The 16,269-nt window shown below is 43.9% G+C and carries 10 protein-coding genes; 4 read left to right on the top strand and 6 right to left on the bottom strand.

The features are described 5' to 3' along the window. Positions 1–10 precede the first annotated feature (10 nt). Positions 11–922, bottom strand: a complete 912-nt coding sequence (locus tag B4Q04_RS02535; protein WP_013992831.1) for a hypothetical protein — start codon at positions 920–922, stop codon at positions 11–13. Positions 923–1,096: 174 nt separating this feature from the next. Between B4Q04_RS02535 and B4Q04_RS02540 the strand changes: the two genes are divergently transcribed. Next, entirely contained in the window at positions 1,097–2,092 is a 996-nt protein-coding gene (locus tag B4Q04_RS02540) for an NAD(P)H-dependent glycerol-3-phosphate dehydrogenase (RefSeq protein ID WP_013992832.1), read from the top strand. Between the two features lie 93 nt (positions 2,093–2,185). Here the strand turns inward: B4Q04_RS02540 and B4Q04_RS02545 are convergent, their stop codons facing one another. The 4 genes from B4Q04_RS02545 to B4Q04_RS02560 form a co-directional block, all read right to left on the bottom strand. Then, positions 2,186–3,853, bottom strand: a complete 1,668-nt coding sequence (locus B4Q04_RS02545) for a glycerol-3-phosphate dehydrogenase/oxidase (protein WP_088695908.1) — start codon at positions 3,851–3,853, stop codon at positions 2,186–2,188. Between the two features lie 46 nt (positions 3,854–3,899). Further along, complete coding sequence (gene glpK, locus B4Q04_RS02550) at positions 3,900–5,381, bottom strand: glycerol kinase GlpK (protein ID WP_088695909.1); 1,482 nt, start codon at positions 5,379–5,381, stop codon at positions 3,900–3,902. 102 nt (positions 5,382–5,483) lie between these two features. After that, entirely contained in the window at positions 5,484–7,829 is a 2,346-nt protein-coding gene (pbpC, locus tag B4Q04_RS02555) for a penicillin-binding protein 1C (protein ID WP_088695910.1), read from the bottom strand. 114 nt (positions 7,830–7,943) lie between these two features. After that, complete coding sequence (locus B4Q04_RS02560) at positions 7,944–8,300, bottom strand: hypothetical protein (protein ID WP_013992836.1); 357 nt, start codon at positions 8,298–8,300, stop codon at positions 7,944–7,946. Between the two features lie 82 nt (positions 8,301–8,382). On the opposite strand from B4Q04_RS02560, the gene B4Q04_RS02565 reads away from it, so the two are divergent. The 3 genes from B4Q04_RS02565 (at position 8,383) to B4Q04_RS02575 (ending at position 10,658) form a co-directional block, all read left to right on the top strand. Further along, positions 8,383–8,919, top strand: coding sequence for a CvpA family protein (locus B4Q04_RS02565; RefSeq protein WP_088695911.1), 537 nt, complete (start codon positions 8,383–8,385; stop codon positions 8,917–8,919). A gap of 50 nt (positions 8,920–8,969) precedes the next feature. After that, positions 8,970–10,016: an acyltransferase family protein gene (locus B4Q04_RS02570; protein WP_088695912.1), complete on the top strand. Its 1,047-nt coding sequence runs from the start codon at positions 8,970–8,972 to the stop codon at positions 10,014–10,016. A gap of 222 nt (positions 10,017–10,238) precedes the next feature. Beyond that, on the top strand, positions 10,239–10,658 hold the full coding sequence (locus B4Q04_RS02575) for a lipocalin family protein (protein ID WP_088695913.1): 420 nt from the start codon (positions 10,239–10,241) through the stop codon (positions 10,656–10,658). A 77-nt stretch (positions 10,659–10,735) separates the two neighbouring features. On the opposite strand, the gene B4Q04_RS02580 is transcribed toward B4Q04_RS02575, so the two are convergent. Continuing rightward, positions 10,736–16,249 (bottom strand): alpha-2-macroglobulin family protein, encoded by a 5,514-nt coding sequence (locus B4Q04_RS02580; protein ID WP_088695914.1) that lies wholly within the window; start codon positions 16,247–16,249, stop codon positions 10,736–10,738. Positions 16,250–16,269 lie beyond the last annotated feature (20 nt).

Below are 16,269 nucleotides of genomic sequence, written 5' to 3' on the forward strand. Positions count from 1 at the left end.
CAAAAAACGTTTATATATCTCTACTTCTTTTCACCTTCATAATGGGATTGGAAGTCTTTTTTCTCTTTTTTTCAACTGCGCCTTTTCCGGCTTTTAAGTACTGTTGATAGCCTCTTCCCCTAAATTCGTAAACCGTTTTGCTACGGGGGTGATACAGCTCGATAGTACTATCATTAATAACGTACAATTCAAAATAATCATTGCTCGATAAACGGTAGTCCAGTGTTAAAGTTTTGAGCGTTTCATCGTTTTCTATGTCATACACCGAGTAATTCCCTTCAAAATCCCACTGAAGGTCTACCAAGCGTGTTCCAGGGGCATCGATCGACGATCTAAAATAGCCCGGATTAAACTGTAAAAAGTTCTCGTTGTCAAATTCGTTCAAGGCACCTTCAAGACTTGTATATGTCTTTTCCCAAGCATCATATTCTTGTAAGAAATAGTTGATGTTATCATAGAACACCATGTCATAATCAAAGTTACCCACCTGATATCCCTTTAAAAAATACGAAGTATCGGAGCGTGCATCATAGAGTTCTATGGTATTACCGTTTACGGCAAACACATCTAAAAACCATTGTCCATCTACATCGTGATCGATTTCCACGGCACCACGTACCGTATCGTAAAAACCTACATCGATTCCAAAACCGTTTCCGGTCTTTCCTATCCCTACAATATTATTGTTAGCGTACAAGGTCCCCCTATCAAAGGAAATCGTAAACGCCCGTTGTAAAAAAGGTACTTCCCCATTTCCCCTAGTAGCGTTTATATCAACATACCACAGGTCATATGCGTGTAGCACTTGACTTGTATTGTATACGGGTTCATCTATATATTCATCTTCAACGATAACTTCAGTGTAGCATGACGTCATTAAAACGCCCATAAGTACGGAGGTCAAAAGTAGTTTTGCTTTCATAATCTTGGTATTATAGTTCACACTTCAAAAATCAATCACCGTGCCAAGTTTTTTAACAAACTGTTAATCAGCACTTAAGGTTTCAATTTTTAAATTAACTAGTTTTGTACCTAGTGAAACCCCAATACCCACAACCAACCATACCATAGTAACTAAGTCATTTATCATAGCACCATGACCAAAAAATTTACAGTATTAGGCGGCGGAAGCTGGGCTACGGCCATTGTAAAAATGCTTTGTGTGAACCAAGAAAAAGTGGGTTGGTACATGCGAAATTCAGATGCCGTAGGTTTTATCAACATTCAAAAACACAACCCCAATTATCTAACATCGGTAACATTTGACACCGATAAACTTGAGCTTACCGACGACATCAACAAGGCGGTCAGCAATTCTGACATTCTCATATTTGCCATACCTTCGGCTTTTCTTGAGGGCGAGTTGCAAAAAATCAAAGGTTCGCTAAAAGATAAAATCGTGTTTTCGGCCATCAAAGGCATTGTACCCGAAACAGGATTGATCGTGGGCGAGCATTTTCACAAAAAATACGGAATACCCTTTGAGAACATTGGCGTTATTGCCGGGCCTTGCCATGCCGAAGAGGTTGCCCTAGAACGTCTATCGTACCTGACCATAGCCTGTGCAGATACGAAAAAAGCCAAATTTGTAGCCAAAAACCTGAGCAGTAGCTACATCAAGACCAAGACCACCAATGATATCATCGGTACGGAATATGCGGCCATGCTAAAGAACATCTATGCCATAGCAGCCGGTATAGCCCATGGCCTTGGTTACGGCGACAATTTTCAGAGCGTACTCATGAGCAATGCCATTCGTGAGATGAAACGCTTTACCAAGCGCATACACAAAATAGACCGCAACATCAACGAGTCGGCTTATTTGGGAGACCTGTTAGTAACCGGTTATTCTACCTTTAGCCGTAACCGCATGTTCGGTAATATGATCGGCAAGGGATACACCGTAAAAAGCGCCCAAATGGAGATGCGTATGGTAGCCGAGGGCTATTATGCCACGGCCAGTGCCTACAAACTGAAATCGAGCTTCAAGAAGAAGGTCAAAACCCCGATTATCGATGCCGTATACGCCGTTCTCTACGAAGGAAAAAGTGCCAGTAAAGTCTTCAAGGGCCTTACCGATAAATTAGATTAACCATACCAGATAAAGGTAAAAAAGAATCGGGCCGCAGTTTACAACTACGGCCCGATTTCCAACTCAACTTATTTTTAAAATTACCCAAATAGGTTATCCACGATCTAGGGAAAAATTAGAATGCTCGTCTAATTCGTTTTCCAAAATCTTTCGCCATGAGACCAGTTGTTCATCGGTTACGGCAAAAATGGATTTAAATTCTTCCAGAATAGGCTCCATTAGCGTTCTCACGCTATCAATGTCAAAGTACAGTCGGCCCGTTCTTCTAATGAAAAAATCCATGGGATTCTGCACCATTTCATAGTCGATGCAGAAACGCAGTTCGGCCTTTGCCAAACGTACGTATTTATCGGTATCGCTAAAACCGTCGTAATTTTCTAGAATCATTTCGGTCTGCTTTCCATAGGTGGTAACCAAGAACCAAGCATCGTGTTTGGTAAAACCATCCCCTTTGATACGGCCGTAAACTTCACTGATGTATTTTTCAACATGCTTGAACTTTTTAAAATCTACGTTGCCACAAAGAAATATCTTCTCGGTATAACACTCTTTTAGTTCGGTACCCTCTTCTTCTTCCATTCTTTTGGCTATGCGATCAACGACCCTTTCCGCCATTTTCCTATACCCGGTAAGCTTACCTCCGGCAATACTTATCAGGCCTGTATCGGAAGTGAATATTTCATCTTTTCTAGAAAGTTCGGAAGCCGATTTTCCCTCTTCATGGATCAAGGGACGCAGACCTGCCCACGATGATATAATATCGTCCATTTCCAGATTGATATCGGGAAACATGTTGTTCACTGCGGATATGAGATAGATGGCATCGGCCAAGTCTGTGCGAACGTTATCCTTGTCCTTATTGTAATTGGTATCGGTAGTACCGATATAGGTCACTTTACCGCGCGGTATTGCAAACATCATTCTACCGTCGGGCACATCAAAATAAACGGATTGCTTTATCGGTAATTTCTTTTTAGGAAAGACCAAATGCACCCCTTTGGTCAGATGTAATTGCTTTCCTTTTTTAGAGTTATTGGTACTTCGCAATTCATCGACCCATGGGCCCGCAGCACTGATCACGTATTTCGATTTAATATTGAAAGTAGCCCCTGAGACCCCGTCTTTTACTTGAACCCCCGCTACTTTTCCATCCTCGTAAATAAAATCCTCAACCGCGGCATAGTTTAAGGCCTGTGCCCCGAACAATAGGCTCGACTTGATATTCTCAATGGTCAATCGCGCATCATCGGTACGGTATTCGGCATAATAGCCGGCGCCTTTCAATATTTTCTTTGGAAGCAAAGGCTCAAGCTTCAAAGCTTCTTTTTTCTCAAGCATTTGACGCTTATCGTCACCGGTTACCTGGGCCAAAATGTCGTATACCTTCAGACCGATTGAAGTCAGCCACTTACCGTATGAACCATTTTCAATAAGGGGAAGCAACATTTTTTCGGGAAGGACCAAATGTGGTGCCAGTTTATGGACGATGGCACGTTCAGATCCGACTTCCTTTACCAGCCAAAAATCGAATTGCTTTAAATATCGCAGTCCGCCATGTATCAATTTGGTCGATTTACTACTGGTTCCGGAGGCAAAATCCCCTTTTTCGACCAAGGCCACTTTGAGTCCACGTGAGGCGGCATCAAGGGCAATCCCCCCGCCTGTAATACCTCCACCGATAACGACAAGATCGTAGGTGCTGGAGGTAAGCTCGGCAATCGTTTTTGCCCTATCCAAATTTGAAAACCTAATATTTTTCATAATATTCTTTTACTGTATTGCGGTATTATACTGCTGTGTCTTTCTTTTATTGTTCTTCCCATCCTTTGGTTCGCTCTACGGCCTGCTTCCATTTTTTGTAAAGACGTTTCCGTTTTACGCGGTCAAAGGTAGGCTTAAAGATTCTGTTCATAGGTCTATTTTGATCCACATCTTCTTGTTTCCACAGCCCCACTTGAATACCTGCCAAAAACGCGGCACCCATAGCTGTAGACTCTATTACCTCTGGGCGGTGAACCTCAGAATCTAATATATCGGCCTGAAATTGCATTAAATGGTTATTGGCACAAGCACCACCATCTACACGAAGGTTTTTCAACTGAATTCCAGAATCATCTTCCATCGCTTTTAAAATATCTTTGGTCTGGTAAGCCAATGATTCTAAAGTAGCCTTGGCCAAATGTGCCTTACCCGTATCCCTGGTCAATCCAAATACCGCTCCCCTGGCGTACATATCCCAATAGGGCGCTCCCAAACCTGCAAAAGCGGGAACCACATAAACCGGGTTTTCACCTTCAACGGAATCGGCAAGCGCTTCTGTTTCCTTGGCATCTTTAATAATTTCCAATCCGTCGCGAAGCCACTGAATGGCTGCACCTGCAATAAATATGCTTCCTTCAAGTGCATAGTTCACTTTTCCATCCAATCCGTAAGCAATGGTAGTAAGGAGTCCGTTTTTGGAAAATTGAGGTTTTTCCCCTGTATTCATCAACATAAAACAACCGGTTCCATAGGTGTTTTTTGCCGTCCCCTTATTGAAACAGGCCTGTCCGAACAAAGCGGCCTGTTGATCACCGGCAATACCGGCAATCGGAATTTTAACCCCATCGATTTCATAATCACCGAAATGATGTGCCGATGGTTTTACTTCGGGAAGCATCAATTTTGGAATGCCAAGGGCCCTGAGCATCTTATCGTCCCATTTTAGGTTTACGATATCGTAAATCATGGTACGTGATGCATTGGTATAATCTGTAACATGGTTTGCACCATTGGTCATATTCCATACCAACCAAGTATCTACAGTACCCATTAACAAATCACCATTTTCGGCTTTTGCACGTGCCCCTTCTAAATTATCTAAAATCCACTTTACCTTGGTTCCGGAAAAATAAGAATCAATTACAAGTCCGGTAGTCTGCCCAACGTGCTCTGATAATCCACTCTTTTTTAAATGCTCACAAATATCTGCCGTACGTTTATCTTGCCAAACAATAGCGTTATAAACGGGCTCGCCCGTAGTTTTGTCCCATACCATTGTGGTCTCACGCTGATTGGTAATCCCAATGGCCAAAATGTCACTTGCGGCAACACCTTCGTTCTTCAACAATTCTTTTAACACCCCTAATTGGGTTTCAAGAATTTCTTTGGGGTCGTGTTCTACCCAACCCGACTTTGGAAAGATCTGTTTGAATTCTTTCTGCACCATGCCCTGAATCTTGCCTTCTTGGTCTACAAGCAATGCGCGAGAACTGGTGGTACCTTGGTCTAGAGATATAATGTATTTCATTTGCGAAAGTTTTAAAGCCAAAACCACACAATAGTAGCATAGTGTAGCACAGCAAAGATATATAAATATACTCGAATATTACGCAACTACAAAGTAGGAATTTTATTCAATGGTAATGGTAACGAAAACTTCATTACCAAAACCGTCTAGGGCCATAATCTTGTGACGGCCTTCCTTGGGTAATAGGGCGATTTCATGAAAGGTATGGGTCTGCCCCACAAAAGTTTCATCGAGATACCAATAAACATCGGCGCCCGCTTTTATATGGGCCAATTTTACGACCAATTCGTTCGTCTTCCCCTCAAAATTCGTGGCGAGCGTGATACGACTTCCGTTTTTTGGGTAGATAAACTGCATGGGCGGGTCGCCGTCATTGCGACAATTGGCCTGAAAAGGAGGTAGCTCGCGATACGATGGATTTGCCGAGCGGTAATAATAGGCCATTAAGGGAGGCAACACAAACCATGGTTCCGAGACGATATTCGACACGTCGGCACATGAAGAGTTGACCTGAAATTGCCGTTGGACATTTAAGTGGACCATTTGATGATACGGACAAGAACTTACATAATTCTCCTTATTAGGAATAGATATCCGCTTTACTTGACAAAGGTCGGTTGCCAAATAACCGCTCTCGGCGCATACGTTGATTTCGGTAAACTCGTCGAAGGGTTTTTGAAACCACTGGCTACGGGGCAAGACATCAAAAACATCGAACATAAGTGGAGCGGCACTTGAAACACCGCTTACGTTGGGCCGTCCTTCGCCATCGGCATTCCCGACCCACACACCGACCACATGGTCGGTAGTAACACCTATGGCCCATGCATCTTTGTTACCGAAACTCGTTCCGGTTTTCCAGGCAATTTCCTTGCTACTATCGAAGAACTGCCAAGATTCATCGCCCTCGGGCCTGTTTACCTCCTTCATAGCTTCAAAAGTGAGGTAAATGCTTGCGGCATCGAAAACCGTTTTTTCAAGGGATTTTTTTCCATAATCGACCGTTGCGTCGGTTTTTAAGTCCAAATCGGTAAACTCCCCGGTGTAATATTCGCTCGATGTGGCATTAAAATGGTTAAGGGTTCCGGCCAAGTTCGCATAGGTTTTACAAAGATCCCACAGATTGCTTTCGGCCCCTCCCAAAATAAGGGTAAGTCCGTAATGGTCGGCAGATTTTGTTATACCCCTTAGCTTAAAAACATCGAGTTGGTCTCTAAACTTTTCCAATCCGTACGCTTGTAGAAGTCGCACCGCAGGTATATTCAACGAACGTGCCAACGCTTTTTTGGCCGCGACCGCCCCACTATAATTTTCACTGAAATTCTCAGGGGTATACCCCGCTATTTGGGTAGGCACATCGGCCACCAACATATCGGGCAATAGCTCTCCTGCATCTAACATAGCCGCATACAACAATGGTTTGAGTACACTTCCGGTACTGCGGTTGGCCCGTACCATATCGACATCTTTTTGATGCTCAGCATCGGTAGGCGTATTCCCCACATATGACAAAACCTTACGTGTGTGTACATCGACTACCATTACCGCAGCATTGTGCACTTGATTTTGCTTGAGGTTGGCATGGTGTTTTTTAACGATGGCGTTCACATGCTGTTGCAATTTTTCATCAACACTGCTTACCATACGTTTTCCCTTATTGATTTTTGACATATACTGCACTAGGTGCGGAGCCTTATCGGGCAAGGAAAAAGGTTTGGCAGGAAGTGGTTCAAGTAAGGAAAGGTCGTAAGTAACTCGATCAATGATCATATTGTCAAACAGCTTTTTCAGCAGCCGATTGCGTTTTTTTAAAAGTCGATCTTGATTCCTTCCCGGATAAATAAGGCCTGGGGCGTTAGGAAGCACCGCCAATGTTGCGCTTTCCGCCCAAGACAACTGATAAGGCCTGAGTCCGAAATACCGCCACGCCGCCATTTCAAGTCCTACAACGTTGCCCCCAAAAGGCGCATGCCCACAGTAGAGTTTTAAAATGTTCCGTTTTGACTCCCGTATTTCTAGGCGGGTAGCCAATACCAACTCGATAAGCTTTTCAAAATACGAACGCTTTTTTTGGCCCCTTGACAGACGTACGACCTGTTGGGTGAGCGTACTACCGCCCCTCACTACCTTTCCTCGGGCAACATTCTCCCGTAGGGCCTCTAGCATTGAAATCGGATTGAAGCCAAAGTGCTCATAAAAATGGGCATCTTCAAACTGCAAAATACATTGCTCAAACTTCTCCGGAACACTATCGGCAACAGGAAAACGCCACTGGCCATCGTCGGCAATGCGGGCGCCCAACAAGCTTCCTTGCCTGCTTTCCACTACTGTGGCCGTTGGTGCATCAAAGAGGTTCCGGGGAAGACAAAAGTAATATGCCACCACAGCCACAAACAACAAGGTAAGTTTTATGGGGTGTCTCTTAAAAAACTGGATCAAACCTTTCATCTCTTAAAATCGTACTTGCGCCATCAAACTAACAGAAGGCCTATCTTTTGAAACCTTTACTTCCCTTATGCACCCCTAAAGACAAGTCGCCTATAGGACGTATTTTCGAAGGCATCAAACAATGTATTCCTTCTCTAGAAAATAGCCGACAACGGCTTCCTTCATCAATACGGCCTGTTCCCCCGCTTTCAAAGGCGGCAATTCTTCCTTGACATGGTAGTGAGGCCATCCTTCCTCATCAAAATAATCGAATTCATAATAGCCATAGGGCTCCAACAAACGACAGATGGCAATGTGCATCAGGTCTAATTTGTCGTCTTTCCTGTATTTTCGATGGTACTGTCCTAATTCCTGTACGCCAACCAAATAGATAATGGCATCGAGCTCTAAGGGGTCACCATCGGCGAACTGGGCCGACAACTTCTCTACCAATGCACTCCATCTTCCTTTTAATTCTTCATCTCTAGACATCTATTCTCGCGTTTTTTGTTTACTGCGCTGTAGTCCACAAAGGTACGAATCAAAACACTACTTTTGTGTAAAGACTACCCTTATGAGTTTCTTGGATATTATTTTAGGATTACTGCTTTTATACGGCCTTTGGAAAGGCTTAAAAAACGGGCTTTTTGTGGAACTTGCCTCTATTGTCGCCTTAATTGCGGGAATTTATGGCGCCATTCATTTTTCATATTACGCCGGCGACTACCTTTCACAAAACATGGATTGGAACGAACGGTACATTACTATTGCCGCCTTTGTCATTACTTTTATCGTAATCGTATTGGCAGTACAACTGGCCGGCAAGTTCTTGACCAAAATTGCCAACTTTGCCATGTTAGGACTACTTAACAAAGTTGCTGGAGGCATTTTTGGCGTGGTTAAAGTGGCCGTGATATTGGGGGCCTTGCTTATATTCTTTGAACGCGTCAACAATTCTGCCGGGGTCGTAAAAGATGAGACCATGCAAGAATCGGTATTATACGGACCCATTAAAGAAATTGGGGCTTTCGTATTTTCGAAGGTTTTAAAGGAAGATAGCCCCATTGAACCAAAGGAAGAAACCGAAGAAATCGAAAGTGTAGTTATCTAAAACCGAATTTTCAATACCCATGATGTGCTCCCCCCACAATCGACTTTTCTATGTACTTAAACTCAATCAATATTTATAGGGGGATTTCTATTTTGCTTATTGTCTCGGCACATTGCTATTCTATTTCAGAGATTAAAATCGACACCTTCCCGGAAGCCCTATTTGCCAATCTTACCGCAGGAAGCACCATAAATTTTATTTTTATTTCAGGCTTTTTGTTTCATCACGTTTTTTATCTCAGGGAAAAAACCAGGCAATTTTTGACACAAAAACTAAGACGCCTTTTAATTCCCTATACCATTTTATCGATTGTCCCCATCTTCCTCAAATTACAGCTAGAACCCAACTTCTGGGGCCAATATTTCCCTTTAGGATCAGACGGTTTTGTAAACGGATACCTCATTCCTACAATCCTCTATTACATAACGGGTGCACACTTGGTAGCCTATTGGTACATTCCCTTTGCCGTTTGTTTATTTATAATGTATCCCATCCATATCAAATTTATTGAACTGAAACCGACCTATCAGCTTTCAATACTCTTTCTATTATTTGTAATCGCACTTCTCATACACAGACCGGTAGACGAACTTAACGTACTTCAGTCCGTGGTATACTTTACGCCCCCCTATCTATTGGGCATCCTCTGTTCACAGAACAAAACCTTTATTTACAAAAGCCTCAAAAACAAAGAACTATTACTCCTGACAATCGTTCTCTCGATTGCGGCATTACAGGCATCGCTCGGCAGGTACGACAACTATCAAAAACACGCGTTTGAATATGATGGCATCGACCTTATATTACTTCAAAAGTCAATACTGTGTGTTTTCTTTATGCTTTTCTTACATCGCTTTGAAAACAATCAAAACAAATTATTGTCAATATTGGCCTCCACAAGTTTTGCCATCTATTTTCTTCATGGTTATGTACTGCAATTATTCACGGTTTTAAAGGCAAAATTCCAAATTCCGATTCCGCACCCCTGGGCTACCTATTTCTTGGTATGGACCGCCCTCATATTTGGCAGTATGTTCTTGGCCTTATTGCTTAAGAAAATCATGCCCAAATATGCGAGATACATTACGGGCTATTAAACATTTTTTTGACCTTCCGCTACCTTTTCCAACACTTGGGAAGCCTAAATGACCTCTCTCAAATATAAAAATACAAATGTGGCCTAGGGCTAGACAGTGTGCAAGACATCGATTTTTCATTTCGACTTCACCCATAAAACCCTGTATTTCCCCTAAAAGACGTCTTCATATATAATTTCCCAAAAATTGGTCCGTTTTAAGGCCTCACCAAACGGAAACAAGATGAAAAAACCGATTTTACTATTCGCCATGGCCCTAGGCTGTATGTTTACTTCATGTAAAAAAGATGACTCCGGAGGTGATGGCGACATTTTGGGTACTTGGTCATATATTGCCTATGCCGATGACAATGGCGAAGAACCCGCCGATGAATGTGCGCGTATGGACCTGCTTCGCTTTAAAAACGGTAATGTTTTTGATTATGAATACCACTTTGCCAGTACAGCAGGCGATGAGTGCATAGAAGGCACCCATTCCTCGGGCTCTTGGACCTATCAATTCGACAGCAAGGTACGATTGGACTATGGTACCGAAAACAACCCAGATATTACTGTTGCCAAATTCAGTATTTCAGGTGACATCCTGACCCTTACCTTTGATGAAGGAAATGGAACATATAAAAAGAAATACAAAAAGAAATAGCCCCCTAACTACGGCACCTAAACAAAAAAAGACCTTCTGGAAGGTCTTTTTTTGTTGTTGAATTTCAGAAGGTACTTTTATTGCACCACCTCTACCCATCGACCTTGGGTTCGCACTACATAATCGTTGTCGTACATGGCTTCGGCCTGTATACCGGGCAAATAATAACGTCCTAAATACGAGGCGTTCAAAAGTACCCTGAACGTTTTGGTTTCATTGGCTTCCATATCAAAGTAGAAGTTACTTCGGTCATCCCTAATATCGGTATAGGTGACTTGGTTATCGGCAAAGTCGCCAAAATCGGTAAAGCGGGTGTTTACAATTTCCCATCCACTCGGAAATATTTCGGTAAGCGCCATGTTTTTGATTGCCTGCCCCGTAGTATTGGTCAAGCTCACCTCCGCAACAAAATCAGTTCCTTGGGTTATTTGCGATACATCTAAAACATTGCCGTTTCTCCCTTTGAACGTTAGCCGCGCCCCTAGGTTTCTTTGGATAGCCTTCTCTTCACCTACCGGCAGTACCCCTTGGTTGACAAGGCTTACGAACAAGGTATTCGATTCCTTATTTTCAAGGATGAGCTGGTTGCTTCCTTTTTTAATGGCGATTTCACGATTGGCCAAGCTTTTGGAAGTACTCACATCTTCCTGTTTTCCGTTGACCGTCAAGCTCGCTTTTATACCTTTACCGCCCACCATTTTTGCAAATTTGGCCATGGCGATCAAACTGTATGCCGTAGTTTGGGTGCTCATCCATTGATTCGACGAAAGCCGCTTGGCCAAATCATCGGCAAGGCTATGTGATTTTGTCTTTTCGTCTAAGAGCACGTAGGTTTCTAGGGCCATAGCGCGATTTCTATCTTCAGAACCGTAGGTATTCCCTTTATGGTCGTTAAAATTGGTTTGGGCCATTTTTAGAATATTTTCGGCCACACTATGCTGTCCGATAAGGGCATAGGCTGCCGCAAGACGAAACTTCGCATCGTTCGACAGGCCGTTTTTCTCTCGCAATCGATTCATACTGGCCACATCGGCATTACCCGACAAGGCCAAGGTATATAAGCGATAGGCCTGCGCCAAGGCACTCGCACCCGAACCCGAACGCCATTGTTTGGCCTTGTTCTGCTGATAGGGAAGCCAACTCGATTTAAAACCCAAGGGAAGAACATAGCCTTTCTTTTCGGCCTCCAGTAAAAAGTGGCCGGCATAACTTGTGCCCCAATCGTTAGAATAATTCTGACCGGGCCAATAAGAGAAACCGCCCGTGGCATTTTGATAGCCTCCCAGAGTTTTTACCGCACGTACGATATTCTGTTGAATCCTTTTCTTTTTGTTTCCGTCCAAATCAAAAATATCGTTCAGATAGAGTTGCGGAAATGCGGCCGAAGTAACTTGTTCGACACATCCATGTGGGTATCGTATCAAGTATTGCATACGCCCGTTGAAGTCCATTGGCGGTAGGGTAGAAAATTCTATCTGGGCCGAATTGCTTCCAGATATGCCAAAGGTTTCCAAGGAAATGTTTTTTGAGGAATTCGCTTCCAGCACTACTTCTTGCTTGTCGGATGTTACCGGGTTCGGATTGACCACATCGATAGGAATCTCAAAAGAGGCTTTTTCCCCGTTTCCGGAAGCTTCCACCACTACTTTTCCTATTCCCTTGAAATCGGCAACCTTCAGTTCAAAATAGGCCATCTTTTCATCGGGCCGGGCAAAGCTAAGCGATTGTTGCGCATCCCCCGAAATAACAAAAGATGGGTCGGGCTTCAACCTTAAGGTTACGTTCTTCACCTTTTCTTCCATAACAAAAACCGTAACGGGTAAAGTCACTTTTTCACCTGGTGTAATCTTTCTGGGCAAAGATGCAAGTACCATTAAAGGTTTGCGCACCGGAACGGTTTTCTCGGCCATACCATAAGCTTCGGCCTTTTCGTTTTCGGCAATGACCATGGTACGTACCGAACCTATATATTTCGGAATCTTGATCCGATGCGATTTACTTTCCCCCTCTTTAAGGCTGAAAGGCCCTAAATGGACCACCATGGGCTCAAAGCGGTTGGCCTTCTTATTTTTGGCTCCTGCCAGTTCCCCGTCGCCGCCGATAGCGAAGACTTGGTTGACCTTGCCCCCGAACGCACCTATGACCTCGTCAAAAACATCCCAGGTCTTTACCCCCAATGCCTCATGCGCATAAAATGTATTCCATGGATCCGGTGTTTGATATCGTGTTAAGTCGAGCAGTCCTTCATCGACAATGGCAATGCTATAGGTCATGGCTTTTTTGCTCTTTTCCGCTACTTTTACCGTGATGGTCTCTTCGGGCCTAAGCACTTCGGGCATTGATATTACCGGACTTAGCTTTGTTTCGGGATCCTCTACGGAAACCGGCACCACCCCGTACAATCGAATAGGGCTATCGTTCAACGTACTGGCATGGGGTTGTAGCAAGGAGATGTGCACATAAATGTTAGGCGTGTAAGCCGCCTCTATCGGCAACTGAAACTTGGTTTCGCCCTGGGTTGTCCCTACCCATAGGCTTTCAAGCACCTCAGAACCGTTTTCTACCGTAACCAAGGCCCGGCCACCGGCGGAACTCGGAAAGGTAACCGTAGCCGACTCCCCAACATTGTAGGTTTCCTTATCGGTTGAAAAAACCAACATGGTTGCGGCCGAAGGGTCGGTCTTTCTAGATTTTCCGGCCCATCCCGGCCAATCGATATATACTGTTTTTCCGGTAGCATGCCCTCCGTTCGGGTCTTCTACGTAAACAAGGTATCTACCCCATTCTGGATATTTTAACTCAAACTGAAACTCCGCCTTTCCGTTCGAACCTGTGCTTATCGTCTTTTCAAAAACTTTTTCGCGGTATTGACTGCTACTGAAATTCGACAGGTTATCGGCAGAAGTATCCCACCACCATCGCCAATTGACCTTGTGCACCGTAACGTTCAGGTTCTTGACCGCTTTGGCTTTTCCGTTTTCATCAACGGTAACGATTTCAAAATTATGCGGGGTGTCGGTAAGCAGCATTCCCCTGCTTTTATCTCCCTTGGGCACGTTCAAACCTACGTAGGTGCTGTAAGGCGCGTACTTTTTAGTAAAGACATCGGTGCTAAAATCGCCTCCGTTTTCATAAACCTTGGTAATAAAAGCAGCCTTTAACATACCCGGGGCCTTGCTCTTCAGCTGAGGGGCAATCGTAAACCGGGCTTTACCTTGTTCATCTACCTTACCGGTAAAGACGACCTGATCCTCTACCGAAAAATTGCGGGTAGGATCATCAAAAACATAGCCAGGAAACTTATCGAACTCCGTTAAGGCAGGGCTGAACTTTGCCGTAATATCGGCCTTGAGGTTTTTGGCCACGGCGCCGTGCAACCAATTGACCGACATGTCTACCGAAATAGGTTTGTCTCCCTTAAGAAGGTCCTCGTCAAAATCGGTCTTTATTTTTAACCTATTGGGTTTTATCGTCTCTATTTTTAGTGTCTTACTAAAGGAGGCCCCTCCGACGGATATTTTGGCCATCCAATTTCCCGTAGGCGCGTTTGCATCGGTCTTGACATTGAACTGATAGAAATTATTGAGGCCGCTCGTCTTCATCTCCCGGTGCACCACCTTGTGGTAGGGGTCAAACAGCTCCAATTTAACGGGGTGCCCCGCGGAAAGCTTGTTCGCATTGTCGTTCAAGATAAAGGATAGGTAAATTTCATCGCCCGGTCTCCAGACCCCGCGTTCGCCAAAAATGAAGCCTTTCAATCCTTTTTGCAATTGCACTCCGGCCACTTTGAACTTACTTACCGATAGCGTATTGCCATCATTGAGCTTTACATAGGTTTTTTGACCGTTGCTTTCGGCTACGGCAAAATAGGCCATGGCATCGGCATCGTAAATGGACTTCCCTTCCGCATCGGTAATCACATGTCCAAGGGCTTGTTGCTGGTAGTTGTAAAAGGTGACCTTTACCCCGGCCATAGGCATGGCATCCAGAATATTTGTTGCCACTACAAAGTAACTTTTATTCGTTCCCCTTTTAACGGTAAGGCCTATGTCGGAAGCCAAAATATTCGTCCCGATCTTCTTATTGTAGTAATAGGAGCGATCGCAAGGGTTATCACGTTCGTTCCAGTTATAATCGTAGTAATAATCGTTATAATAATAATCCTCTACATTGTCCCACGAGCTGTCCTCGCTTTCCTCATCGTAATTTTCCTCTTCATCGGACGAAAGGTCAAAATTGGTACTATCGCATTTATAGGCGCTGTCTTCGGGGCCGAAGTCGAATTCAACGCGGTACATGGCACCCGTTTCGGGCGAAATCAAGTTTTTTAAGTCTATGGCATGGGCTCTCCATTTTTCGCTATGGCCGGCGGCGTTGTCCAACACAATTTTTTTACGTGCAATCGGCCTAGCTACGGCCCGTAAATTGCCCTGCCCCCCTAAATTGTTCCCCTGAAGGAACTGCAAGACATTATTTTCATAAATCTTAAATACGGAAACTTTTATCGATTTCAGGCTTACCGCTTCAAAATTGATCTTTAGATTATTGGAAGAAGGAAGTATGGTACCGTTGGAAATCAGTCGCACTTGGGGCTTTAACCGTTCAAAAGCCACGCGCTCGGTAAATTTCGATTTCAGTTTACGGCCCTCCGTACTTTCTATACCTTCAAAAACATCGATATTGACCGTACCCTGTATATCTTTGGAAGGATACACCCTAAGCGTATTGCCGTCAACGGAGTATTTGGGATCATCGTCCTGTTCCAACACCACCAAACCTTTAAAATTCTGTCCTTTTTTTATGGGGTCTGAAAAATTGATCAAGACCCGGGCATTTTCACCGGTTTCTACGGTTGCATCTAAGACCGTAAAGTTGTTTTTTCCCGGTATTCGTATGGTATTACTGCCGCTACTTTCAATATCGAACTTATCTCCGTTCCACTCTACCTCAAGTTCCGAATCGTTTTCAAGTCGCTGTATACTATCGATGGTGAAGGCGAACAGGGTTCCCTTTTGTACCGCATCGTCGAAGCGTACACGAATGGACTTACTATTATGTTTTACGCTTATAAGTTGTTTTGCTTTTTCCAGAGGAAGAACATCGGCCATACGAAGCTGCCCCGTTACATATTGCAACGAGGAAGAGTAAGACTGAAGGGCGTTGGTATAAACATTAAATTGCTGCTTTAACGTTTTTACGCTAAAATTAAGCTCTTCGAGTTCTTCAGGAAGCCCTTTCTTGATACGTTCAAGATCGAGCGTAAAACGGTATTCGGTGTCTTGTTCAAATTGGGTGTTGGGGGTAAAGGCAATAGTTCGTGCATCGAGCGCCACGATCTTTCCTTTGACTTTCGGTTCCACGGTAAGAAGGTCAGGTTCAAGCTCCTTTCCGCTCTCCCAAGACGCTACAGGTTCGGTCAGTACCACGCGAACATCGCTATGCGCCGAAATAACTCCATGTGAGACTTGGGTAACATAGTCTTGAAACTTGCTGATATCGTCTAATTGCATATGGGCGCCTTCCTTCTTTGAAGTACAAGAAGCGATTCCTAACAAAAGGAGCAAAACGTAAAAACGGATGTTGATTTTCATAAAAACCTATTTCTTACAAA

The sequence above is a fragment of the Zobellia sp. OII3 genome, from assembly GCF_002211465.1.
GTDB lineage: Bacteria > Bacteroidota > Bacteroidia > Flavobacteriales > Flavobacteriaceae > Zobellia > Zobellia galactanivorans.